24 protein-coding genes, 3 pseudogenes and 1 riboswitch are annotated in these 23,161 nt (G+C 43.5%); of the genes and pseudogenes, 12 read left to right on the top strand and 15 right to left on the bottom strand.

All coding sequences use genetic code 11. The features are described from left to right. Window positions 1-14 precede the first annotated feature (14 nt). From dmpG to EXW96_RS21615, 5 genes and pseudogenes are all read right to left on the bottom strand, one after another. Complete coding sequence (gene dmpG, locus EXW96_RS21635) at window positions 15-1,040, bottom strand: 4-hydroxy-2-oxovalerate aldolase (protein ID WP_254611498.1); 1,026 nt, start codon at window positions 1,038-1,040, stop codon at window positions 15-17. 50 nt (window positions 1,041-1,090) lie between these two features. Continuing rightward, window positions 1,091-2,575 (bottom strand): annotated as a pseudogene (locus EXW96_RS28345) (FGGY family carbohydrate kinase); the annotation flags it as partial. Between the two features lie 17 nt (window positions 2,576-2,592). After that, window positions 2,593-3,411 (bottom strand): carbohydrate ABC transporter permease, encoded by an 819-nt coding sequence (locus tag EXW96_RS21625; protein WP_174351387.1) that lies wholly within the window; start codon window positions 3,409-3,411, stop codon window positions 2,593-2,595. 67 nt (window positions 3,412-3,478) lie between these two features. Next, a complete protein-coding gene (locus EXW96_RS21620) occupies window positions 3,479-3,631 on the bottom strand; it encodes a chemotaxis protein CheW (RefSeq protein WP_309225181.1) in 153 nt (50 codons plus the stop codon). Window positions 3,632-3,654: 23 nt separating this feature from the next. Beyond that, the gene (locus EXW96_RS21615; RefSeq protein ID WP_074727449.1) at window positions 3,655-4,308 is read right to left on the bottom strand and encodes an HD-GYP domain-containing protein; all 654 of its coding nucleotides are present in this window, start codon (window positions 4,306-4,308) and stop codon (window positions 3,655-3,657) included. A 103-nt stretch (window positions 4,309-4,411) separates the two neighbouring features. Between EXW96_RS21615 and EXW96_RS21610 the strand changes: the two genes are divergently transcribed. The 4 genes and pseudogenes from EXW96_RS21610 to EXW96_RS27800 all read left to right on the top strand — a co-directional run. Next, entirely contained in the window at window positions 4,412-5,350 is a 939-nt protein-coding gene (locus EXW96_RS21610) for a tyrosine-type recombinase/integrase (RefSeq protein ID WP_174351386.1), read from the top strand. Between the two features lie 139 nt (window positions 5,351-5,489). Further along, window positions 5,490-5,574: riboswitch (cyclic di-GMP riboswitch) on the top strand. Between the two features lie 311 nt (window positions 5,575-5,885). Continuing rightward, window positions 5,886-6,716, top strand: a pseudogene (locus EXW96_RS21605) (pentapeptide repeat-containing protein). 89 nt (window positions 6,717-6,805) lie between these two features. Next, entirely contained in the window at window positions 6,806-8,143 is a 1,338-nt protein-coding gene (locus tag EXW96_RS21600; RefSeq protein WP_027093557.1) for an IS1380 family transposase, read from the top strand. A 475-nt stretch (window positions 8,144-8,618) separates the two neighbouring features. Further along, window positions 8,619-8,751: pseudogene (locus EXW96_RS27800) on the top strand (IS256 family transposase); the annotation flags it as partial. Window positions 8,752-8,753: 2 nt separating this feature from the next. Here EXW96_RS27800 and EXW96_RS27795 read toward each other — a convergent pair. The 4 genes from EXW96_RS27795 to EXW96_RS21585 all read right to left on the bottom strand — a co-directional run bounded on the left by EXW96_RS27795 (window position 8,754) and on the right by EXW96_RS21585 (window position 10,176). Continuing rightward, window positions 8,754-9,080 carry a VanZ family protein gene (locus EXW96_RS27795; RefSeq protein ID WP_254611513.1) on the bottom strand — a complete coding sequence of 109 codons (327 nt, stop codon included), beginning with the start codon at window positions 9,078-9,080 and terminating at the stop codon, window positions 8,754-8,756. A 35-nt stretch (window positions 9,081-9,115) separates the two neighbouring features. Continuing rightward, a complete protein-coding gene (locus tag EXW96_RS27790; protein ID WP_309225180.1) occupies window positions 9,116-9,520 on the bottom strand; it encodes a permease prefix domain 1-containing protein in 405 nt (134 codons plus the stop codon). Continuing rightward, window positions 9,481-9,843 (bottom strand): PadR family transcriptional regulator, encoded by a 363-nt coding sequence (locus EXW96_RS21590; RefSeq protein ID WP_054820355.1) that lies wholly within the window; start codon window positions 9,841-9,843, stop codon window positions 9,481-9,483. Before EXW96_RS21590 ends, EXW96_RS27790 begins: the two co-directional genes overlap by 40 nt. A 273-nt stretch (window positions 9,844-10,116) precedes the next feature. Beyond that, window positions 10,117-10,176 (bottom strand): ParA family protein, encoded by a 60-nt coding sequence (locus EXW96_RS21585; protein WP_249929688.1) that lies wholly within the window; start codon window positions 10,174-10,176, stop codon window positions 10,117-10,119. An 846-nt stretch (window positions 10,177-11,022) separates the two neighbouring features. Between EXW96_RS21585 and EXW96_RS21580 the strand changes: the two genes are divergently transcribed. After that, window positions 11,023-11,385 (top strand): DDE-type integrase/transposase/recombinase, encoded by a 363-nt coding sequence (locus tag EXW96_RS21580; RefSeq protein ID WP_217437462.1) that lies wholly within the window; start codon window positions 11,023-11,025, stop codon window positions 11,383-11,385. Further along, the gene (locus EXW96_RS21575; protein WP_174351384.1) at window positions 11,382-11,921 is read left to right on the top strand and encodes a Mu transposase domain-containing protein; all 540 of its coding nucleotides are present in this window, start codon (window positions 11,382-11,384) and stop codon (window positions 11,919-11,921) included. Before EXW96_RS21580 ends, EXW96_RS21575 begins: the two co-directional genes overlap by 4 nt. Before the next feature lie 73 nt (window positions 11,922-11,994). Here EXW96_RS21575 and EXW96_RS28135 read toward each other — a convergent pair whose 3' ends face one another. Next, on the bottom strand, window positions 11,995-12,753 hold the full coding sequence (locus EXW96_RS28135; RefSeq protein ID WP_309225179.1) for a flagellin: 759 nt from the start codon (window positions 12,751-12,753) through the stop codon (window positions 11,995-11,997). A 146-nt stretch (window positions 12,754-12,899) separates the two neighbouring features. Between EXW96_RS28135 and istA the strand changes: the two genes are divergently transcribed. The 3 genes from istA to EXW96_RS21555 are packed head-to-tail and all read left to right on the top strand — an operon-like array spanning window position 12,900 to window position 15,221. After that, complete coding sequence (gene istA, locus EXW96_RS21565) at window positions 12,900-14,156, top strand: IS21 family transposase (RefSeq protein ID WP_155615815.1); 1,257 nt, start codon at window positions 12,900-12,902, stop codon at window positions 14,154-14,156. Next, the gene (istB, locus tag EXW96_RS21560) at window positions 14,144-14,938 is read left to right on the top strand and encodes an IS21-like element helper ATPase IstB (protein ID WP_196427002.1); all 795 of its coding nucleotides are present in this window, start codon (window positions 14,144-14,146) and stop codon (window positions 14,936-14,938) included. Before istA ends, istB begins: the two co-directional genes overlap by 13 nt. Next, complete coding sequence (locus EXW96_RS21555) at window positions 14,925-15,221, top strand: DUF5348 domain-containing protein (protein ID WP_174349717.1); 297 nt, start codon at window positions 14,925-14,927, stop codon at window positions 15,219-15,221. Before istB ends, EXW96_RS21555 begins: the two co-directional genes overlap by 14 nt. Here EXW96_RS21555 and EXW96_RS28340 read toward each other — a convergent pair. The 3 genes from EXW96_RS28340 to EXW96_RS21540 all read right to left on the bottom strand — a co-directional run bounded on the left by EXW96_RS28340 (window position 15,123) and on the right by EXW96_RS21540 (window position 18,605). Next, a complete protein-coding gene (locus tag EXW96_RS28340; RefSeq protein ID WP_309225196.1) occupies window positions 15,123-16,256 on the bottom strand; it encodes a flagellin N-terminal helical domain-containing protein in 1,134 nt (377 codons plus the stop codon). The genes EXW96_RS21555 and EXW96_RS28340 overlap by 99 nt on opposite strands. A gap of 319 nt (window positions 16,257-16,575) precedes the next feature. Beyond that, window positions 16,576-16,911, bottom strand: a complete 336-nt coding sequence (locus tag EXW96_RS28130; RefSeq protein ID WP_217437461.1) for a helicase C-terminal domain-containing protein — start codon at window positions 16,909-16,911, stop codon at window positions 16,576-16,578. A 17-nt stretch (window positions 16,912-16,928) separates the two neighbouring features. Further along, complete coding sequence (locus EXW96_RS21540) at window positions 16,929-18,605, bottom strand: ATP-dependent DNA helicase (RefSeq protein ID WP_309225195.1); 1,677 nt, start codon at window positions 18,603-18,605, stop codon at window positions 16,929-16,931. 286 nt (window positions 18,606-18,891) lie between these two features. Between EXW96_RS21540 and EXW96_RS21535 the strand changes: the two genes are divergently transcribed. Beyond that, window positions 18,892-20,079, top strand: a complete 1,188-nt coding sequence (locus EXW96_RS21535) for a DUF5780 domain-containing protein (protein ID WP_174351382.1) — start codon at window positions 18,892-18,894, stop codon at window positions 20,077-20,079. 124 nt (window positions 20,080-20,203) lie between these two features. Here the strand turns inward: EXW96_RS21535 and EXW96_RS21530 are convergent, their stop codons facing one another. Continuing rightward, window positions 20,204-20,938, bottom strand: a complete 735-nt coding sequence (locus tag EXW96_RS21530; RefSeq protein ID WP_174351381.1) for a type I restriction-modification system subunit M — start codon at window positions 20,936-20,938, stop codon at window positions 20,204-20,206. A 197-nt stretch (window positions 20,939-21,135) separates the two neighbouring features. On the opposite strand from EXW96_RS21530, the gene EXW96_RS21525 reads away from it, so the two are divergent. Continuing rightward, window positions 21,136-21,462, top strand: a complete 327-nt coding sequence (locus tag EXW96_RS21525) for a transposase (RefSeq protein ID WP_141336823.1) — start codon at window positions 21,136-21,138, stop codon at window positions 21,460-21,462. Beyond that, window positions 21,459-22,385 (top strand): IS3 family transposase, encoded by a 927-nt coding sequence (locus EXW96_RS21520; RefSeq protein ID WP_141336822.1) that lies wholly within the window; start codon window positions 21,459-21,461, stop codon window positions 22,383-22,385. The genes EXW96_RS21525 and EXW96_RS21520 overlap by 4 nt, the downstream gene beginning before the upstream one ends. 263 nt (window positions 22,386-22,648) lie before the next feature. Here the strand turns inward: EXW96_RS21520 and EXW96_RS21515 are convergent. Continuing rightward, the coding region (locus tag EXW96_RS21515) for an HNH endonuclease (RefSeq protein ID WP_174351380.1) at window positions 22,649-23,161 on the bottom strand (513 nt) is incomplete at its 5' end.

Here is a 23,161-nt window from a genome sequence, read left to right as displayed (position 1 = left end):
GACATCCCCCCATCCTAAACCGGCGCTTCCCGCTTTCCTTTCGCCAGTTCGGCCGCAACGCTCATAATCATATCCTCCTGCCCGCCTACCGCCTTGTGTCTTCCGATTTCCAACAGAATGTCTCTGGCATCAAGCCCGAATTTCTCCGCCGCCCGTTCCGCATGAAGCAGAAAGCTGGAGTACACCCCCGCATAACCGAGGATAAGACTGCCTCTTGTAATTTCCTGCGGCTTCAGCAGAATCGGCGCAACGATCTCCTCCGCCAAATCCATGATTTTATAAACGTCGATGCCGGTTTCGATGCCCAAACGGTCCAGCACCGCGACCAGCACTTCCGTCTGGGTATTGCCGGCGCCTGCACCGAGACAGCGGACGCTGCCGTCGATCCATGTCGCGCCCGCCTCAATCGCCGCCAGCGTATTTCCCATCGCAAGGGACAAATTGTTATGCCCGTGAAACCCAACCGGAACGGAGAGCGACTGCGTGAGCGCACGGATTCGCTCCGTCACCTGATGGGGCAGCAGCGCTCCGGCCGAATCGACCACGTAGACGGTATCCGCCCCGTAGCTTTCCATTAATTTCGCTTGTTCGGCGAGTAGCCGGGGCGGGGCCATATGCGACATCATGAGAAAGCCGACGGTGTGCAGCCCGAGCTCCTTGGACCTTGCGATATGCTGTGCGGAAATGTCCGCCTCCGTGACGTGGGTGGCGATGCGTGCCATGCCGATCCCCAACTTCGCCGCCTCGTCCAAATGGCGAATCGTTCCGATCCCCGGGAGCAGCAGCACTCCGATCTTCGACGTGGTACAAACAGAAACGGCCGCTTCGATCAATTCCATCTCGTTCGTCCGCGACAATCCGTATTGCAGCGATGACCCGGCAAGTCCGTCGCCGTGGGATATTTCAATATAAGGAACGTTCGCTTCATCGAGCGCTTTCGCTATGCTGATCACTTGATCTGCCGTATATTGATGGTTAATCGCATGGCTGCCGTCGCGAAGCGCCACCTCGGTGATCGTAATCCGTTGATTCGTCTTCAATCCCTCTTCCTCCTTCGGACCCGGATTCATGATACGGCGGCTTCGGACAGCCGGTTCTTCGCCACTTCCTCCGCAACCTTCACAGCCGACGCCGTCATAATATCGAGATTGCCGGAATAGGAAGGCAAATAATCCCCCGCGCCCTCGACCTCGAGAAACACCGATACCTTATTGCCGTCAATGATGGGCTCGGTTCTCAGCCGATAGCCGGGCACGTACGACCGGATATAGTCGACCGTTTCGGCAATGGAAGCGGCGATCGCCGACTCGTCCGCCTGCCCTTCGACCAGCGCATAGACGGTGTCCCGCATCATGACCGGCGGTTCGGCGGGATTTAGGATGATAATGGCCTTTCCGCGCTTTGCCCCTCCGATGAGCTGAATGCCATGAGAGGTCGTCTCCGTAAACTCGTCGATATTGCTGGACTGGCATAACGGCAATCGTTCTCCGCTGTACGTTCTGTTCAAATTGTCCCGTTCAATCCTCAGCTTCTCGTTACGAATCGTACGAAACTCCATCGCACGCCGGCCAAAGCCATAGCCAGGACAATCATTAACGAAAACGGCCCTCCGATGAGGGCCGCCTAATTCGGCGCCTGGAACACAGATTTCCTTCTCCGATAACATTAAGTGACAAGTTGAAGTACCCATGACCATAACTAATTTCCCGGGGGTGCATACTCCGGTGCCCAGAACCGCCGCGTGGGCATCAATCATCGATATGGCTACCGGAAGGCCGGGAGTTAACCCAAGTCTTGCAGCCATATGAGGCAGAAGCGTCCCCGCCTGATTTCCTAGCGGCACTACTTCACCGCTTAATTTGGTATCGGTAATCGATTGGAGGCGAGGGTCTACTGCCGCAAAAAAATCGGGAGCCGGATACCCTTCGGCCTCATGCCAAAACGACTTGAATCCGGCCATACAGCCGCTGCGTTTCAACTGACCAATCAGCTTGGCGACAATCCAATCTCCCGCTTCAATAAAATAAGCTGCATCCCGGTAAATCTCAGGGGCTTCATGGAGTATTTGAAGACATTTGGGCAGCATCCATTCCGAGGAGATCTTCCCCCCATATCGTTTTAACCAAGGTTCATTGCGTTCCAGAGTGATACGATTTAATAAGTCCGTTTCCTCTTGGGTACTATGATGCTTCCATAACTTAACCCAAGCGTGGGGATGATTCGAATATTCCGCTTTGAGACAGAGCGGCTCAAAAGCAGCATCGACCGGCAGCATCGTGCATGAAGTGAAATCAATTCCTAACCCAATCACCTGCTCCGCCGATACGCCGGCCGCCTGAAGGACAGCCGGAATGGAACGGTAAAGCACCTCCAGGTAATCCTGGGGATGCTGTAAAGCCCAATCCGGGGGAACAAACGAGTTGGATTCTGCATGAGGCAAACGTTCTGTAATCACCCCGTGAGCATACGGCGTTACATGGCTTGCAAGCACTTCGCCATTCGACACATCCACAAGAACCGCACGACCGGACTCCGTGCCAAAATCAATTCCCAGCGAACATGTTGGAGTATTCATGACAATAGCCTCCGTAATTATTTTTCAACACCGCCAAATGTCAGTCCAGAAACAATATGACGTTGGCTAAAGAATGTAAACAAGACGATAGGAATCGTTTGTAAAACAGATAATGCCGCCATCAACTCCCACTTAATATCGAGTTGACTCGTATAGGAGGTCAATGCGACCGGCAATGTTTTGGCCGCATCCTGCGTCATGATAAGCCCGAACAACAAGTCGTTCCAAGTCCAAATAAAAGAGAAGATCACCACTACAGCAATGCCGGAGCGAATTAATGGCAGTACGATGAACAGCAGCGTCTGCATCAGATTGCACCCGTCAATCAATGCAGCCTCTTCAATTTCTTTTGGCATTTTCTTAATGAAAGAGACCAGCATCCAAACGGCAAAAGGCAAGTTGAATGCCGTATAAAGCAAAACCAGCCCCATGCGCGTATCAAAAAGCTCAACTTTTTGAAAAATAATAAATAGTGGAATAATAACGGCAATCGGGGGCATCATTTTCGTGCTCAAGATCCATAATTCGATATGTTTCGAGCCGCGAAGAGTATATCGCGCTAACGCATAAGCCGCGGGTATGCCAAGCAGCAGGGCAATCACGGTTGAAAGTACACCGGCGGTAAGGGAATTAATAAAGTACGGCCACGTTTCGGAAAGAACGACGGCAAAGTTATTAAAATTTAATGATTTTGGCAAAATAGACGGAGGCATAGTAAACATTTCAGCTCTTGATTTGAACGCGGCAAGCAGAAGCCAAATCAACGGAAGTATATAAACAGCAGTTACCAAATAGACCGATACGCCGGCAGCATTTCTAACTAAGTTACGGTTCATACCACATCTCTCTTCCATAAGTATTTAAACAGCATCTGAACAATCACAGTACTTATTATCAAAATGATTATGGCGTAACACCTTCCAAAAAAGTCCTACTGTTAGGTATTGCTGTTATTTTTTGCATTTTGATAATTTCATAAACTTCAGAAATCTTTAGAGCGTATTCTTCTGTGCCCAGTTCAATCACGATATACTGGTCTTGCTGTAAAACTTCCACTATTTCACCCCCTAGATATTCACTCAACCAAGGAATGCGGATTCGGATAAAAGATACGGCGGATCGTTCTGGGAAAGATACTGTCTGTCATATTCTGAATTCATGGTATGGTGCAGTTCAATAAAGTACGATTCACTCATCTGTAAAAATACGGTCAAAACATACGGATCAAATTGTTTGTTTCGATTTTCCCATAGCTCGATTTTGGCATCCGCGAACGTGATGCTTTTACGGTAGGGACGGCCCGAAACCATGCAGTCGAACGCATCCAATATGGCACAAATTCTGGCGCAGAATGGAATGTCACCGGCAGCCAAACCGAATGGATAGCCCGTTCCATCCGGACGTTCATGATGATAGAGAACCGCGCCGGTAACATCCTGATCGGTAATGCCCTCATTCCGTAAAAAATCGTTTCCCCAGATCGGATGTTGCTTCATCAAGACCCATTCATTGTGGGTCAGTACGGAGGATTTTCCTAAAATCGATTTTGGAACGAAAATTTTACCGATGTCGTGTAAAATGCATCCCAGCACAAGTTTTTGGGTTTGCTCTTGATTTAAATTTAATTCTGCGGCTATTCGTCTTGCCATATTACTAACGCGAATACTGTGATGATAGGTAGACGAATCGTGTAACCGCAATTTGGACAGCCAACTTGCGATTCGTTGATTCAATGTGGTGTCCCTCCGTTTAGAACATATTGCAATTAATGCGAAACACGATGTACAATGTCGCACAATGTTGATTATTCGACATCATGGAGGAGAAACAACCAAGATGAATCAAGTTATGGTATTACCGGAACAACAAACAGAGCAGAAAAATCGAACGTACACAGATGACCAAATCGTGTCTATGTTCCTAAAAATGACTTGCATGGAATCTGAATTCACCTTGAGAAATTACAGCAGAGCGATCCAATTATTTCGTCAATTTCTATCCTTCAAGCCGCTTCGTGAAGTAACATGGAAAGAGGTCGAGGTATTCAAGATCAGTTTATCTGAGGGGCTTTGCAGTCCTAGTAAAAAGCCCTTATCCCCTGCTTCAGTAGCAAATTTCCTTGCTCCTATTCGTTCGCTATACAAATGGGGGAGTGATCCGAATATTGGTCTATTTACGGTAAATCCAACAACTTGCATCCGCTCCCCCAAAGTACCGGTAACCAGCAAAAATCATTATCTGACGAAAAAGGAAGCAATACATCTCCTAATCGAGCTAAAAAAATCAGGTGAACGCAACTATTTGATTGGCCTATCTTTAATATTAATGGGATTACGAGTATCGGAACTGGTTGCAATCGAATGGGGGCATTTCCACTCGGATCCCGCCGGCATTTCCGTGTGGTTAACCGTCGTTGACGGCAAAGGGGGTAAACAAAGAGAAGTGAAGGTTCCCAAAAAACTCTGGATGATTTATGCAGAACGTTTTTCCCACTATCGACCGGAACAACGTCTGTTTCCCCTAACGGTCAGGCAGGTCGAAAGAATTATGCAGAAAGTTCGTAAACAAAGCGATCTGAGAAAGGAACCAACCCCACATTGGCTTCGACACACGATTGCAACGCTTGCTCTTCTTAACGGTGCCTCTTTGCAGCAAGTTCAGGAAAATCTGGGTCACGCTCATATTAATACGACTCAAAGGTATTTACATACGATTGAACAATTGAACAAAGCTGCTCCTGATTACGTAGAGGAATGTTTCGCGGACATTTTATAGGCCTATTGGCATAAGGAATTTTAATGGAAATGGTTGCAAATGGAGTTCTTTAGGACTATAATTGTACAATAAATAAATTGTCGAATAATCAACATTGTACGACCAGTATGGAAGGTTGCACATTTTTTTTCAATAAAATTTATACACAAGGCAAACCTATCGAAAAATAGGGACGCAAATCCATGGGTCTACATACCCAGTGATATGATCGCCAGGTTGCTGAGAAAGAAGACCTACCTTACTGCAATGGGTAGTTTTTTTGTTTTGCCTGTCTATCTATGCACTATGATAGTCGCAAGCTTGGGGTAGTCCCCCAGGGCTGGGGATAGATCTCATAGATTAGACAATATAGACGTTTCATTGTTGAGAGCCCCTACATTTGTGCCGGCGTGACAAATGGAACAGCATCCATTATGATGTTACCATATGGTCACGTATCAAGAAGAGTGATTCGATGAACCAAATGGAACGCTTACCTTGGCTTTTCGCCGCTGGCGACGGGCAAGCGGGTCAAATTAATTTAGGAAGTGATTTTTTGAATAGTAAATTGCAGTCTGACTGTGAAAATTGCTTTGGGTTATGTTGTGTGGCCTTACCCTATACAAAATCAGCAGATTTTGCTTTTAATAAAGAAGGCTGAGTCCCTTGTCGTAACTTGTGTCCAGATCATCGTTGCAGCATACATGAACATCTAAGAGATCAAGGTTTTCATGGGTGTGTTTCCTATGAATGTTTTGGTGCTGGACAACATGTTTCACAAGAAATTTTTAAAGGTAAAGATTGGAGAAAGAATCCAGAGTTATCAAAGGAAATGTTTGCAGTATTTCCTATTGTTCAACAGTTGCATGAGATGCTTTGCTACTTAAGTCAAGCTTTAGATTTAGAAGAAACTCAACCCATCCGGAATGAATTGCAAAGCGTTTTCGATAAAACTTTATCTCTAACTAATCTTAATCCGAAAGATATTCTTAATTTAGATGTACCGGCTCATAGAGAAATCGTGAATCATTTATTACTCAAAACAAGTGAATTCATTCGAAAAGAATTCATTCAAAGTAATAAGGAAAGCAAGATACGCAAGGATTTTATAGGTGCGAATTTAAAAGGTGCTAACCTACGAGGTATGAATTTAAGAGGGGCATTGTTGATTGCATCTAATTTGAGGGGCGCTGACTTAAGAAAAGTGGATTTTATTGGTTCAGACTTAAGAGATGCTGATTTATCAGGTGCAAATCTTACCGGAAGTATTTTTCTTACTCAAGCTCAGGTTAACTCGGCTAAAGGTAATAAAGAGACCAGATTACCTCGTTACTTAAAAGTTCCTGCTCATTGGTTAAAACCTGAATCCGTGATAGTTCTTCTGTGAAAAAGAAGAAAAAGAAAGGAAATCGCATCTCCGATGGTGAATTTTAAAGGAACCATGAATGATCCACTTTCACCTGCGAGGTGCTACATATGAGAATCCAATTCACCCAATCTAAGGAAATTCTGTTGACTACGCATGCTGGCCTGGCCACCGTCGGCGCCTTGCTTTCCCATACCCGATTGCCGCAGCGTCTCAATCGCTCCACCGTGAAAGGAATGGAGAACCCGATTCACAGTCATGGCGATGTCATGACCAGCTATCTTGGCTTGCTTTGCCAAGGCAAAAGCGACTTCGACCACATCGAACCTTTCCGAAAAGATCCCGTATTCCAAACCTGCCTCGGTGTCCGCAAGGTGCCGTCAAGCCCGACGCTCCGTCAGCGTCTGGATGCCGCAGCTCAAACGATGAATGCCAACTGGAACGAGATCCTGCTTCAAGAATCCGCCGATCTGATTCGAAACGTAAAAGCACCTGTAACCGGACTGACAGCAGGCGAGCATACGGTGATTCCGCTGGATATCGATGTCTCTCCGTTCGATAACTCCGGTACGAAAAAAGAGGGTGTTTCGTTGACCTACAAAGGCACGTTCGGCTACGCCCCCATTTTCGCCTACCTCGGACAGGAGGGGTATAGCGTGAATGTGCAGCTTCGGGAAGGCAGCACGCACAGTCAGAAGGATGGCGCTGATTTTCTGCGCGAAAGCATCCAGTATGCCCGGCGCATCACGAAAGAGCGCCTTCTCGTGCGGATGGATTCCGCTCACGACAGTCTGGAAAATCTGCAGGTGTGTCATGCTGAGCCAGAGGTCGATTATATCATCAAGGTCAATCTGCGCAATACATCCAAGGAAAGTTGGCTACGGATCGCCGAAGACAAGGGCATGGCCTGTGAGCAGCGCCCCGGCAAGACGGAATACATGGGCGTGATCGCCTTTCCCGAAAAAGGCTTCGATCAAGCCCTTCGTCAAGTGTTTCAAGTGATCGTACGGACGATCGACCGTGAAGGTCAGATGCTCCTGTTCCCGGAAATTGAAGTGAACGTCTATTGGACTTCTCTTACCTGCTCGCCGTGGCGTGTCATCGAGTTGTATCGCGATCACGGCACGAGCGAACAATTTCATAGTGAGCTGAAGACGGATCTGGATTTGGAGCGACTGCCCGCCGGCAAATTCGATACCAACGATCTGGTTTTGCACGCGGGGGTGTTCGCTTACAACCTGCTCCGCATCATGGGGCAGGAAAGCTTGCGCCAAGACGATGCTCCGATTCGGGGAGGCGTACAACGTCGCCGCATCCGCACCGTGATTCAAAACATCGTGTACATCGCGGCTAGAGTCAGCCGACACGCTCGTCAAACGATTTTCAATTTTGGGCGATACAGTCCCTGGTTTCAGACCGTACGACGAGTGTACCAAGCGTTTGCCTGAATCCATTTTTCGCCATCCAGACCAACCCAAACTGCTCTTCCCTGTTCCGGCCTTACCGTAAACAGCAAGGCTTATTGAGCATGCCTTGCTTGATGGATTCTGTCATTTGTAGATTTGTTTTCATCACGAATCTTTAGCTGATGGGGGGATTTCCGATTACTTTTTTCCATATACTGCCCTCTCTGGCGGAGTGGACTTAAGTTTGTCACGGATTCAGGTAAAACATTAGTAGTTAAATAATGGAAATGGTTTTAAACAAACGAAGGAAAATTATGCTTAAGTTAAGGGTTACAACGACAAAAAAGTCAATCATTCGGCACTGAGGGGGTATGTAGAAGAAGAGCGTCTTCCTTAGCCGCCCCTATCATAATAAGTTCAAAAAAAGAAGCGGGCATTCTCCCGCTCCGTTACGATATCCGCCAATACATCTCAACTCTTAGTCTTTCCTGACTAACAGTGAGCAGCACTCCACAACATTATCCGTTCATGGTGCAGCAACTGGGACGAGCTCGCTACCTTCTTTACCTGATCTGTGCAAGCTGATCTACATGACCAATATGATCGAGAGCTACCACCAGCAGCTGCGGAAGGCAACCAAGGGAAAAAGCAATTAATTTGTTGTTTTTCGGAATATACTTCCTTTCGGTAAATGGATCATACTCTTTATTGTCCCTATAAGTAAAAAACCGATGATACTACCGGTGACATTTAAAATGATATCATCGATATCAAACTGTCCAATTTTAAGAACAAGTTGTAAGAATTCGATTGAAAAGCTGATTAGAATTGACGCAGCAAATACTTTCGTGAAGGTTTGGTATTTTTTAAATAAAAGAGGAAGAAAAATTCCTAATGGTAGAAAAATTAAAATATTCCCTAATGTGTTATTGATGATTATATCTAAGTTAAACCGGTCATATCCAGTTATGTATTCCATCGTATTTTTAAAAGGGATGATATTCGAATTAAACTTTAAAGCTTCCAAATCAAAATATCCTTCTGAATTCGGTGGAAAACATAATAGGGGTTCGCAAAACCGTTTGCATAATCTGTAATACGTATAATCATTCTCTGAAATAGCAGCTTAAACAGAATGATCAAGGAGTACAGACCAAATAAAATCCATGTTCCCATCTTGAATACCTTATAAAAGGGAAATAACGACTCTTGTAAACCATTTATCAATTGTTTTTGTTCCCCGAAATTTTCCAGTGCTTTTTGCGTCGCTTCTTCATTTGTAAAACCTTGTTCTATATATTCATTTTTCAATAAGTATAGATGATCCCTCATTTCATCAATGATTTCCCTTTTTTGTTCCTCGCCGCAATTTAATTCGCTTACAATTTTATCAATATAGGTTTCGATTTTTTTATCCACGCGATTCCCTCCGAACATACTTTTATTAAATGATTGATTTGATTCCATTCTTTTAATTTCTTTTCCAATTCTTTCTTTCCATCTTGTGTAATTCTGTAATATTTTCTTCTCCCGCCGCTCTCGGAATTTCCCCAATACGATTGCAGCCATTCTTTATTCTCTAATCTTTTTAAGGCGGGATACAGCGTTCCCTCACTCATGTTGTACAGTTCATTACTATTTTCCTTCAATATCTTTACGATTTCATAACCGTACATGTCCCGTTTATCTAGGAGTGACAAAAGCAAAATATCAATACTGCCTTTCATGATCTCTTTGTCCATACCTGCACCTCACCTTCAAAATCAACCGATTACATCGTATCACAATAATACATCGCATTACAAGGTTTAGTAAAGAAATTCGATCTAATCACCCGAATGAACTGAATCCGTTTGATCGTCTTTTTGGATGGTTTGCAATTTGCGGAACCGGTATCCCTCGCGGCCGTGCTCGTGAAGCCCGTCCTCCTGACTTACCAATTATAAGGGAATTTTTATAAAATGACTGAGCGTTGCCCTGCAGGACATGCACGCTTCAGTAGCCAGTCCGATTTCTTAATTGATCGCCGTTGTGGTCTTTCCCACTCCACCTTTCTGGTTGGCCAGAGCAATCACCTTCGGCACTTGACTTTCCTACCTTCATGCAAAAAGCCGGTTACCTTTATATTTGAGGCAACCGGCTCTTTGAAAAATATGCTCTTTGTATTCAAATCCATGTTTTATGTAGGGCTTGTTCCAATTAACAAACCAAGCGTCTGACACGAAATCATTCCAGTAAAGGACAAATCCTTTTGCTTTTACTTTCCACTCACAGAACCCATTATCGGAACCAAATATTTCATACATTTGATATTCGCAGTGCTTTTTTCGGTCAAATTTCAGATTTTCTAACTCCTTGAAATTAGTACATTCAATTTGTTGTTAACTGTTGTCGTCCAAGAATTTAGTTGCTCTACTTGATATTGGTTATGTGAAAACCAATCGACACTTATCAGTGTTCTTAGCAACATTAAAAGGGTTAAGCGGATGCTCCAAAAGAATGTTGATTGATTCAATATCAACTATTATTTGAATAAATCTCCCATCAGATTGGAAACTGCTTGATCGCTGTACATGCCGCCAGGCGTCCTTTGCTTGAACGGAAAATAAGTCGATTGCAGCGCCGTCGCGAGGTGCGTGCTATCTGCGTTCACCGTTATTTCAAACGAAATTTGTTCATGAATGTCCGAACCACGAAAGCTGCGCGATCCGCTTCCGCATTCGTCGGAACCGTACACCAGAAGAAAACGAACTTATAGAGCTTGAAACCCGTGCAAAAAAGTTAGACCCTTATGAGCAGCAAATCTTGCAGTGGCTGCGGGAATACCCGGATCTGTCCGCAACACAAATCCTGGCTGGCTGAAAGAGCGCCATGCCGATTTTAAAAATCGGAGCGAGCACCGTCAGAAGTTACGTCCACCAATGGGGGAGCAAATGCAAGTGGATTTCGGAGAAGTGAAAATAAAAAATATGCAAGGCATCTCGGTGAAGTTATGGTTCATCACGTTCGTTCTTTCCCACTCCAGGCATAAATTCGTCCATTGGCAAGACCGTCCCTTCGTCACCAAGGACGTGATCGACGCGCACGAACTTGCCTTTGTTTATTATGGCGGGATGACCCGGGAGATTGTGTACGACCAAGATCATTTGCTGCTTGCGAGTGAAAATTACGGCGACTTGATCCTGACCCATGAATTGCATCCTATGTACGCCAGCGCGGCTTCCACGTTCGCATGTGCCGGAAACAGGATCCCGAAAGCAAGGGGCGTGTGGAGAATGTCGTGAAATATGTGAAACAAAACTTTGCCCGCCATCGGATGTTTGTCAGTGTAGATAAGCTCAATGAGGAATGTTTGTCCTGGCTGGATCGGACCGGCAACGCCCTGGTTCACCATACCACGAAAAAAATACCAGCCGAAGTGTTTGCCATCGAAAAGCAACATCTTCGCCCGGTCCTCGAAAAAATAAAATCTCCTAAAATGAGTATAACAAGGACCGTGCGAAAGGACAATACCATCTGGTATGAAGGCAACCGGTACTCGGTTCCGCTTGGCACATATGACGGCACTGCCAAAGAGGTCGGTGTACAAGCATGTGAAACCAGACTGCGGATCTATGATTTGGATACTAGAGAGTATCTGGCCGAACATGAACGTTCCTTTCTGAAAGGGCAACTCATTCAAAACACCAATCACCGACGAGACCGAACCAAAGGTATCCGTGCTTATTTGGAAAGCGTGACAAGGCAGTTCTCCGACACGCAGCTGGCTGCCGCCTACTTGGAAGCCATCTGCCAAAGGCAGCTACATCGGACGAAGTAAAGCCGCTGCAAGGAACGGATCCGGCCCAATATGCAGGAAAAAATAAGAAACCCTCCATATTATTGGAGAGCAGTTAACTATTACTTAATATTTGCAATACGGCTTCAGGCTGCTGATTCGCTTGAGCTAACATGGCTTGGGAGGCTTGAGCGAGAATATTATTTTTTGTAAACTCCATCATCTCTTTTGCCATATCAACATCTCTTATTCGTGATTCTGATGCCGTTAAATTAATTTTATAATTTGAAATATTATTATGAATGTGTTCTAGTGCATTTTGATATGCACCAAATTTAGCACGCTCTGATGATACTTTTTCTAATGCTTTATCTATTTTAGAGATAGCAGATTCTGCGCCTTGGCTGTTTGAAATGTCAATATTATCCACATCAAGTGCAGTTGCTCTCGCATCAGTTAAGAGGATTTGAAATGTATCGCTTGAGTTTGCACCTATTTGTAAACTTCTCCACGTAACGCTACTTGTTTCATTAATTACTCTGAAGTTTGAAATTGTATAACTACTACCATTCATTTCCCTTTCAAACTTTAGAACCCCGTTATCGTTTACTGCGATTATACCTGCACTTACATTATTGAATTCATTATTTAAAGCACTGATTAAACTCGTAGCTGTATATGAACCAGGTGATAGTGTTATTACCTTTTTAATACCTTCGTCAACAGTAAACTCCCACTTATTCTGTCCAGCTCTTACCGTTATTCCGCTTATAATATCAATATCCGTTTTTAGATAACTGGTTGTCTTTGGAGTCCATACATCTCCTGGCTGGGATAAACGCAAAAACAAGGGATTAAGTGCATTGCCTGACACTAATTGTATTGCATTTTCCGAACTACTGTAGTTATGTTAACGCCGAATGTAAAATTAAGAATATAGCCGGAATAAAATTTTAGAATAGTCTCGAATCTCTCGATATAATAGGGTGCGCAACTTTGTGTCGAGGGAGAGGCTTAGTAGTGAATTTTGAGAGAAAGGAAGAAATGTTCTGGGTGATTCAAGACTTAAAGAAGAAGGGATGGAGCATTACCGCTATCGCCGACGAGTTGCAGATCAGTTGGCCTACAGCGAAAAAGTATACGAAGGAAATCCCTAAGAAACAAACCCGGCCGGCTCGGGGAAGCAAGCTCGATCCATATAAGGCGTATATCAGGCAGCGAATCGAGGAAGGCACGACCAATTGCGAGGTTCTGTTCGATGAGCTGCGAGCCAAGGGCTATACCGGCGGAAAAACGATTCTCAAAGATTATGTGCAAGGGTTTCGGAGTGCACCGAGAAAACAGGGGGTTCCGCGCTATGAAACAGCGCCGGGAGAACAGGCGCAAGTGGATTGGATGGATTGCGGCATTCAAAATTTCGAAGGGAAACGCCGACGGATTTATGGATTTATCATGACGATGGGTTATTCACGAAAACGGTATGTATGTTTCACGGATACCATGAAGATGGACAGTTTCCTGCGCTGCATGAGACAAGCCTTCGAGTACTTTGGAGGCATACCAAAAAAAGTGCTCTTTGACAACATGAAAACCGTGGTCCAGAAACGATTGCTCAAAGAAGTCGTCCTGACAAGCGTCTTCGCGGATTTTGCACACTACTATGGGTTCCAGGTGGATGTATGCAAACCGGGGAAACCACGAACCAAAGGCAAAGTTGAAAATTCGGTCAAATATGTTCGCCAAAACTTCTTGCAACGCAAGCATGAACCGGCGCTGGAAGCTTGGAACCAAGATGCGCTGCAGTGGCTGGAGACGGTAGCAAACGCCAAACCCAATGCCACAACCGGTGTGCCGCCGGAGGAACGTTTTCAGGACGAAATCAAGGCCTTGTCGCCTATCAGCGGTATCGCCCCCTATGTGGTGGCGAAATGGGAAAAGCGGCTGGTGTGGGACGGCTACATATCGGTTAAATCCAAGAAATATACGGTTCCAAGTCATTTGGGTCTAAAAGAAGTTCGTATTCGTTGGATCGATTCCGATCATTTCGAAGTGTGGGATCACGAACAAAAAATCACGACATACCGGATCAACGAAGAGACGGGTAAAACGACCATTTATCGACCGGAGCATCTGCCGAAATTAAAAGGAGCTCTTGAAGAAGGGGACTATGGTTTGGCGACCTCCCCACACGTTCAGAAAGCTCCTGAGGTAGAAACTCGCTCCCTTGATTATTACGAGTTAATCGGAGAGGAGGAATTTCTGGTATGCAAGCCTTGATCGAACTCCAGCAGCGTTGCGCTCAGTTGGGCTGGAAATCCATTGCCCATCGGCTCGACGCCTTGCTTGAAGAGGCTTCTGCCAACAGTATATCATATGCTGAATTTTTAGGCAGCCTCTTGCATGTGGAAGAAAACCACAAACAAGAAGCATCATGGAACCGAAGAGTCCGAAATGCTCGTTTTCCTTTCGTAAAGACGTTAACCGAATTCGACTTTGCCGCGCAAACCAGTGTGGATGAACGCCGGATTCGCGATTTAATCGCTCGCTCGTTTTATAGGGAGGGCCATAATCTGATGTTTCTGGGACCTCCGGGGGTAGGAAAGTCGCACCTTAGCGTGGCCATCGCGCTAGAGGCTATCCATCAGGGACAGACCGCGTTATTTGTGCGTGCGGATGAATTCATGGAAGCTGCAAGAGAAGCAGCCGAATGCAGGCAAGTTCCGAAATTCCTCCGGAGTTATGCAAGGCCTACGATACTGATCCTGGACGAAGTTGGCTATGCCCCTTTTGATGCGACGAGTGCCCAGATCCTGTTCCAAGTTATATCTAAGCGCTACGAACGTGGGTCGATCATCATCACATCCAACAAGTCATACAGCGAATGGGGCGAGATGCTGGGTAGTCCCGTGCTGGCGACGGCTATACTGGACCGCCTCTTACACCACAGCTCGGTCTTTAATATGCGCGGGGATTCCTATCGTTTGAAAGAAAAGATACGCGCCGGCGTACTGCCATCTTCAACAAAAGCTCCACGACGTTCGGGAGGTGGCGAAGGATGAAGAGAAAGCGTCCGATGATCGCCATTACGATCTACATTGCGGAGAAGGTATAGAGCTTTATATTGGAAATACGCCTATCCCTGGCCGACTGGAGATGGATCGGGATTGGTACGTCATCCTGCATGATGTACGCTTTAATCTACGTTCGTCGGAAAAGTATATGGTGAGTTCTAAATTCCGGATTTCAGGCTCTCCTCCGGCTGACCTCCCGGCCGCGCGCCGCCGAGTAAGGGACAAGGGGGCTAGCCCCCTTGTCCCTTACTCCATATTGACTAAATCCTAAAAAAATAACCCGGCTAAAAATTAAATTTTTATTCCGGCCTTGACAGTTATGTGTGAGCTTAAGAATATAATGCTTATTTCCAGGTCCAGCACTCATATTTACTCCAATTGAAGGTGACATTGAAGCGGTAATACTAGCACCTACATTGGCAAATTGATTATTTAACTCCGCAATCAGTTCATCTCTACTATACGAGCCTGCAGTAAGAACAATTCTTTTAGATACCCCATTTTCAATAAAGTTTAACGTATCATTAATGCCTGCTTCAACAGTATACCCTACGGAAAAATCAGCTTCTCTTCCCCAAACTTCATAATTTCCACCAAATTGGGGTTCTGCTGCAAATATCTCATTAAATGCTGTCCCTTCAACCTCAATCGTATGGTTACCTGGAATTGTACTCGTTAATAACGTTCTCATATGAGTATCATCCCAGTCACTATATACATCAGATAGTGTAACAGGTGCGCCTAGAGCAGACAGCTTGGTATTAATATCATTGTATAATGCAGTAGAAGAACCGCTGTAGAATCCTGGCGATATATTAATGGAGTACGCTGTACCATCAAACTTGATTGTCAACCCATCATTAACTCCAGAAATAATATTTATTCCACTTGCCGTATGTATGTTATCACTGTTTCCAATCAAAGTTGATCTTGTTAGTGAGGATATATTATCACCAATATATGTAGAAAAGCTTACTGTCGTTAAATTACTGTTTTCAACATTTAAAAGGTTAATCCCATTAAATTGAGTGAGATTTGCAATATCATCAATTTCTTGTTTTAACTGCATTATTTCCTTCTGAATCATATATCTATCTTCATCAGTTAATGTATCATTTACCGCTTGGACAGCTAATTCTCTAGCTCGTTGCAAATTATCAGTTATTTCTGTTAATCCACCTTCTGCTGTTTGAATTAAGGATATCCCATCTTGAATATTTCTCTCCGCTTGCTCTAATCCTCTGATTTGTGCCCTCATCTTTTCAGATATTGCTAGTCCTGCTGCATCATCTGCCGCTCTGTTAATGCGTAAACCCGAGGATAGTTTTTCTAAAGAATTCCCAATAGATCTATTATTTTGTTAAGTCTATTTAATGTATTTAATGCTGATATATTATGAGCTATTCTCACGAAAACCACCCGAGGTGTAAATACTAATTGATATATTTATCGACTGATATCAATGAATAATTTAGTATAAACTACCTTACTTCTTATAGATAGTACTATCAAAATCAAAATTGTTGTGCATGAATCTAGCCTATCCCCGTTTTAATTGTCCTTCCTCACTAACAGTGAACAGCACTCCACATGTGTGGAGACGGTGAAAGGAATATATTGTAACCTCATGACGCATTCTTACACCGAATTGAAGGCGGCAATTTTGCTCTGGCAAACTTAACAACTTCATCAATATTTTCAGTAATTTGCTTATAAGGTAAAGAAGATAATACAGCTTCCCTGTATTTTTTATTTGACCTTGATGACAGTCGTGAGTCCAAAATACTTAAAATTCCTTTATCGCTCTCAGAGCGTATCAATCTCCCCGCCCCTTGACGCAAACGGATCAACATTTCCGGTAAAAGAACCTCATCATTAGGATTTCTCGAAAGTGACATTTTATATTCAATTATTGGATCAGGCACCGGAAAAGGCAACCGTACAATAATTACCTGAGACAAGTCATCACCTCGGATATCTAATCCTTCCCAAAAACACCGGTACCGAGTAACAAACCTTGTGTTGAACGGAATTCCTCAATCACACTGGCTTGAGAACTACCTTCCTTCTGTATCAATATCGGCCACCTGTTTGTTTTCTTAAGAAGCAATTGATGAACTTGTTTCAAATCCTCCTTCGATGTAAAAAGTACAAGTGTTCTTCCATCGGTTATTTGGCTTAACTCCTGAATTCGATCAGATATGCATTCATAATACTTGTCGCTATCTGCATATTTTGAATGTTGCGGATCGGGTAAATCTCCAGCAATATACAATCTGGTATTTTTATCAAAATCATATCCTGAATATTTCGGTTCAGAAAACTCTCCTTCAAAACCAATTGTGTCCGAAATGTATTTATACTGTCCTTCTAATGTTTGAGCTGAACTACATAACGTTGCGGAAGTAACAACAATTCGTGAATTTCCTTTAAAAAGTACTTTATTTAAAATTTCATTAATGTTTTTAGGACAGTAATGAAGTTCTAATTGATTATCCTTTGTTGCCCAAAATAGAAAGTTCGATTGATCATCTTTGTAAAGTCCGGTTAACATTTGTTTCAACGAATCTAATTGTTCGGTCAAGTCGTCAAGCACTTTATCTCCAAATCGATCTTCAGGAACAGAGGTAAGAGCTACCTCGAAAGAATCAATAAGACTTAACAATAAATCAAAATCAATATTTTTCGGTACTGTTACGGGAAAGCGCTCAGACTCACAGTATTTCTTATCTCTTGCCACACGTGTGACGTATTTTTGGATTTCATGGAAAAAGATTGATATGATATTTCCGAATTTATCCATTTTCCCTCGAATATCATCAAATGTTGGAAGTGATGAGACGACCTTCGTAAAGTCTTTCTTGAAACCCAAATACAATTTATGGCTCCATGTCTTTGTAAGCGCACTTCTAACTTTAGACTCTAAATTATGTGCTTCATCAATAATAATCATAGGCGATCTTGTAGTAATGATCGACTTAGAGTATCCTTTGATTTTACGGAGTAAATCAACAATCAGAAGATCATGATTTACTATTATTAAATCCTGATAACCTGTATCAGAAATATTAATTCTCATTCTGTAGAAATGGCAGTCCCTCTTGTGGTGACATCGTTCAAAAGTACATTTATCAACATTAAAATAGCTCCACTCACGATCAGTCACTTCAAAATCAAGTTTTCCACGATCACCAAACTTGTTACTTAAAACCCATTCAAGTAAACGATTAAAGTTTGAATCGTTCCCAACCTTTAGATTATACGCTCGATTTAAACAGGAGTAATTGTTTCTTCCTTTACCAACTACAACATTAACAGATCTATTTAAAAGCTTTGCCGCTTGCTTTGCATCAGATAAGAGTTGCTCTGATAAATGAATTGATGAAGTGGCAATTATAATAGGTCTACCACTTATTTGATTCACAAGCAGGGCTGGAATTAGGTATGCAAATGATTTTCCTATACCAACACTTGCTTCAACAATGATATTCTTGTTATCTCGAAAGGCCTCAGTAATATCTAATGCCATATTCGCTTGACCTTCTCGATAATTCATTCCTTTAGCAGTGACTATTTCTTCATCAAAGAAATCCAAAACAGGGCTAACTAATATATTGTCTAGTCTTCTTTTTCGCCAATCGTTAATTGCGACCACTCCCAAGCACAAATGTATGTTCCCATATTAATTGTATCACAGTATTCATTTTATTTCCAAGTCATACAGGAACGTCATTCCCCAAAGGTTAAATATTGTATTGTTTCTATCTTTCAAAATATTGATTCACAAGTAGGATAGAGGATTTTGTATATTTTTGTTGAATGGTATCAATTACCTGCATCTCTAGTTCTAATCATTGCGGAACGTATATTCGCTGACATAATGTTGTCGGTTTGCTTTATTATAATTGTTTCGAATATCTTTGATTGAGAGGGGAGTCATTATGGATTGCAGAAAATGTGGAACACCAATAGCTGAAGACAGTTTGTTTTGCAATAAATGCGGAACAAAAGTCGGTGCTGAATCAAATGGAAAAACAATAACAAAGAAAACAAAATGGTTAATTGCCAGTGGTGTTCTTGGAGTTCTTATCGTTGTAGGTATGCTGTTGATCATTTTTATAAACAGCAATCCCGTAAGTGCATTCAAAAAAGCTGTGCATGGAAACCAGTATGGCGATGCCATTGAAGTATACGAAAAAGAAATAAAGGGAGATTTGGATAAAGAGTTAGAGGTTGAGACTTTCCTCAAAGAGGATATTCATAAAATCAAACAAGATTTTACTAGCGGAAATATAGATTATAGCTCAGCATCAAACCGACTCGAAACGATTAAAAAAACCAATCTATTGAAATCCGAAGTGAGTGCTGCTCAAAACGAGATAGACAAATTGAATGATTCGAGAACAGCATTTAAAACTGGAGAGGAACTCCTTAAGAACAAAAATGTGAAAGACGCTCTTTCGGAGTTTAACAAGGTCATCGAAACTGACAGTGCCAATTATACCAAAGCACAAGAACTGATAAAGGAGACCTCATCTGACTATAAAGCAGCCATTCTGAGTGATACCGAAAAGCTTGTGTCCGAGCAGAAATTCGATGAAGCTATCAAAGTCATAGATGAAGCATTGATGATCATCCCTAATGATTCTGATATGATAGCTAAAAAAACAGTTTACGAAAAACAGAACGAGGAGAAATTAGCTACCGAACGTAAAAAAAAGATGGAGGAACTAAAGGGAAAGCAAGAAGTGAGTGTTATAAAGACCAGCCTTTTTACCGATTGGCTTGATGATACTTACTTGACCATAGAAGTAAAAAACAATTCCGACAAAGTAGTCAAAAAATATGTTGTTGGATGGATGGGCTTTGATAAAGACGGTTATCCTGTTAAAACAGGATGGTTGTCACCCGATTTCTTAAAAGAAGGGAATGCCGAAGCAAATATTCAACCAGGCAAAACATATGGCTCAAATAGCGGATTTCAACTGACTGGAGGGTATTCAAAAACAGTCGATGCTGTTAAATTCATTGCTTGCGTAAAAGAAGTTGAATACTATGATGGTTCGAAATGGGAAAATGAATATTATCCATATTGGATAGAAGAATATCAGGAAAAACCATTAAAGTAGTAATTCACAACTTGCCATCCCCTTCCGACAGAGTTAACATCGACACACTCGAACTCGGGAGGGGATTTTGCTATGCCATATTGCCATATCAACAATGGCCGGATTGGTTGCGGCCAGCATTGGATCAACGGTTTAATAAACTGGCCGCATCAAGTCTGCGGGTTTCGGCATTTAGCTCTTGACCGTAAACGGACAGCTTATAGGCGTTGCCGCCGCCATGTGCCTTCACGAATTTCTGAGCTTGGACGAACATACCACCAGAACCACAGCACGGGTCATAGATGGTTCCTTCGAACGGCTCGATCATTTCAACGAGAAGTTTTACAACACTACTCGGCGTATAGAACTCCCCACCGCCTTGACCAAGCATAAAGGCAAATTTGCCGAGGAAGTATTCATAGACGCGACCGAGCGCATCTTCCTCAATAAGTAAGGTATTGGCATTCTCAAACACCATGACCACTTCGCCAACTCTGCGTTGGTCAATGTCTGCGCCGGAATAAATCTTGGGGAGGACTCCGGCAAGCTTCTTGTTTTCTTTTTCAATAGCGATAAACGCTTCATCGATGATTTGACCAATATTCGGTTTTGTTGCGTTTTCAATGATATATTTCCAACGAGCTTTTTCCGGCACATAAAATACATTGAAACGCTCATATTCATCGCGGTCATCTTCAAATCCGTCGCCTTCTGCCACAAGCTCGTTGTACCGTTGGTCAAAGCGATCAGAGATGTATTTAAGAAAGATGATGCCAAGTACGACATCTTTATATTTGGAAGAAGCGATACTGCCTCTTAACTTGTCGGCTGCTGCCCATAGTTTGTCTTCCAAACTGGTAACAAGGTTCTCTTTTGCCATATGTATGTAACTCCTATCGTTGTAATAGTTCAATAGACTTATTCCACAATTCAACTGTAAGTTCCTTTTTTCGACACCACTTTCCCAGTCATTATACACTGCGGCAACAACAACATCCTCTAAAGCCCCATATTTACCTTTGAGTCTTTTCTCCTTATCCACTACAATATGAATTAACAAAAGTGGAGGGATCAAAGATGCAGCGCAAGAGTTACAGCATTGAATTTAAACAACAGCTCATCCAAGAAGCCTTAGAAGCAGGCAATGCCAGCCAAGTTGCAAGACGACATGGAATAGACGGGAAAATGCTCGCTCGTTGGATTCGTCAATCGAAGCATGCAAACTGGAAAAACGCATCACCAGAATCCAAAAAAGTTGCAGCCTACACTCCATCATCCAAAGAGTTTCAAGCGTTAGAGCAGGAAAACGACAAATTGAAAAAGCTGTTGGGCGAGAAGGATTTGGAGATTGCGATTCTTCGTGATCTCGTAAAAAAGGTGAACCCCGCCTATCGGACAAAATAGAGATCGCCGACAAATGGATTGCGCGGGGTTATAAAGCTGCAGTGGTGCTGCGAATCGTCGGCGTCAGTGAAGCGACGTACTATTACCGGAAGAAACACTTCAAGCAAGAGCGAGTGTATAACGGCGGACGGCCGATTCCCGGCTTTTCCTTGGATCATAAGCGGCGTCCCGTCAGCGATGAGCAGATCAAGGAATGGCTGATGGAGCTTATTGCCGGGGAAGAAGCGACTTACGGTTACCGTAAATTAACCGTATGCCTGAAACGACAGTATGGGCTGATCATTAACAAGAAAAAAGTATACCGGCTGTGTCAGGAACTGGGCATCCTGCAGCCACAACGCCGGAAGCGAATCCAATATCCCCGAAAGCTGGCGAACAACCGTGAGATTTGCGCTTCGAATCAGCTTTGGGAGATGGACGTGAAATACGGCTATATTGCAGCAGAGCAGCGTTTCTTTTTCTTGCTCAGCCTGATTGACGTCTACGACCGATCGATTATCGACTACCACATGGGCCTCTCTTGTGAAGGGAAGCATGCTGCGCAAATCCTGCAGAGAGCGTTATGGAAACGGCGGCTCTTTGAGAAAGATCAGCTGCCCGTGGTTCGTACCGATAACGGCCCGCAATTTATCAGCCATGCTTTTGAAGAAGCATGCCTGGAGTATTGTGTAGAACATGAACGTATTCCTCCGAAAACGCCGAATAAAAATGCGCATATCGAAGCATTTCATGCCATTTTAGAACAAGAGTGTCTCTCCAGGCATGAATTTGAGAGTTATCAGGATGCATACCGTATCGTATCTGACTATCTCTTGTTTTATAATCAGCGGCGGATCCATGGAAGTTTGTATGATCTATCCCCGCAGGAATTTCATCAAGCTATGCATCAGCAAGCCGTAAAACCGCTTGTGATTAAGGTATGATGGATAAAGCCCTTTACATGGAGGGGCGGGCATGATAGGCTTGTTAGCCTCGCGATGCATGTGTTATCCGCATCGCCCTATCGCGAAAAATCATGCCCGCTGGAGGCTCCATGTCAAGGGCGACAACGAGCGACAACGACGTAAATCAATGAGAAATTACGCAATCGTGTGAATAAGGGTGTAAGACTCTAAAGTTACGGGTTTAAACCGCATCTTGTCAGCACGCGTATGTTTGCATCAAATACAAAGGGAAGCCTTTGTATTCAGGCCAAGTACACATTTTCATTGTGCCATCTCAGATATTGAATCGAAGGTTTTTCATGGATATTGTCGGGAACTTCAGCCAAACTCTTGCCATGGAATGCATAATATTCTCTTCCGTTACCGTAATCCTCTTTAATCCTCTTGCTCACTTCGATGCGCAAATCTTCATTGATCGTAATATACCCCCGGTCAAATAACGTATGAATATCTTTTCTCAACAATAATCCATTGCTTGTCATATGAGGGCCATTCTGAGAATACGGTTTTATATGTGCGGCCTCCAGAACTGGCAATGTTTTTTCTCCTGTTATTGCACAGCGGCGGTGATAAGCTTCAGTCACCATTACCTTAAACGTTCCTTGGCCAATTCTCGGATGAATAATTTGTTCCGACCCGTATCTATTTGCTTTGTTCTCTTCCATAACCACTTCAGTATGGTTCAACGAATGTCTATGCAGTTTGGCTTGAACTTGTGAGTATAGTAAATGTCCGATTTCAGTATCGGTATCATA

The sequence above is a fragment of the Paenibacillus sp. JMULE4 genome (assembly GCF_013337105.1).
GTDB lineage: Bacteria > Bacillota > Bacilli > Paenibacillales > NBRC-103111 > Paenibacillus_G > Paenibacillus_G naphthalenovorans.
The sequence above is the reverse complement of the archived record's forward strand: the minus strand, read 5'-3'. Positions and strand labels throughout refer to the sequence as shown.

Coding starts and splice junctions, on each gene's coding strand:
- EXW96_RS21625 (WP_174351387.1), bottom strand. CDS start 3,411: ATGAACCGTAACTTAGTTAGAAATGCTGCCGGCGTATCGGTCTATTTG.
- EXW96_RS21610 (WP_174351386.1), top strand. CDS start 4,412: ATGAATCAAGTTATGGTATTACCGGAACAACAAACAGAGCAGAAAAAT.
- EXW96_RS21600 (WP_027093557.1), top strand. CDS start 6,806: ATGAGAATCCAATTCACCCAATCTAAGGAAATTCTGTTGACTACGCAT.
- EXW96_RS27795 (WP_254611513.1), bottom strand. CDS start 9,080: ATGGAATACATAACTGGATATGACCGGTTTAACTTAGATATAATCATC.
- EXW96_RS21590 (WP_054820355.1), bottom strand. CDS start 9,843: ATGGACAAAGAGATCATGAAAGGCAGTATTGATATTTTGCTTTTGTCA.
- EXW96_RS21580 (WP_217437462.1), top strand. CDS start 11,023: ATGGGGGAGCAAATGCAAGTGGATTTCGGAGAAGTGAAAATAAAAAAT.
- istB (WP_196427002.1), top strand. CDS start 14,144: ATGCAAGCCTTGATCGAACTCCAGCAGCGTTGCGCTCAGTTGGGCTGG.
- EXW96_RS21535 (WP_174351382.1), top strand. CDS start 18,892: ATGGATTGCAGAAAATGTGGAACACCAATAGCTGAAGACAGTTTGTTT.
- EXW96_RS21530 (WP_174351381.1), bottom strand. CDS start 20,938: ATGGCAAAAGAGAACCTTGTTACCAGTTTGGAAGACAAACTATGGGCA.
- EXW96_RS21525 (WP_141336823.1), top strand. CDS start 21,136: ATGCAGCGCAAGAGTTACAGCATTGAATTTAAACAACAGCTCATCCAA.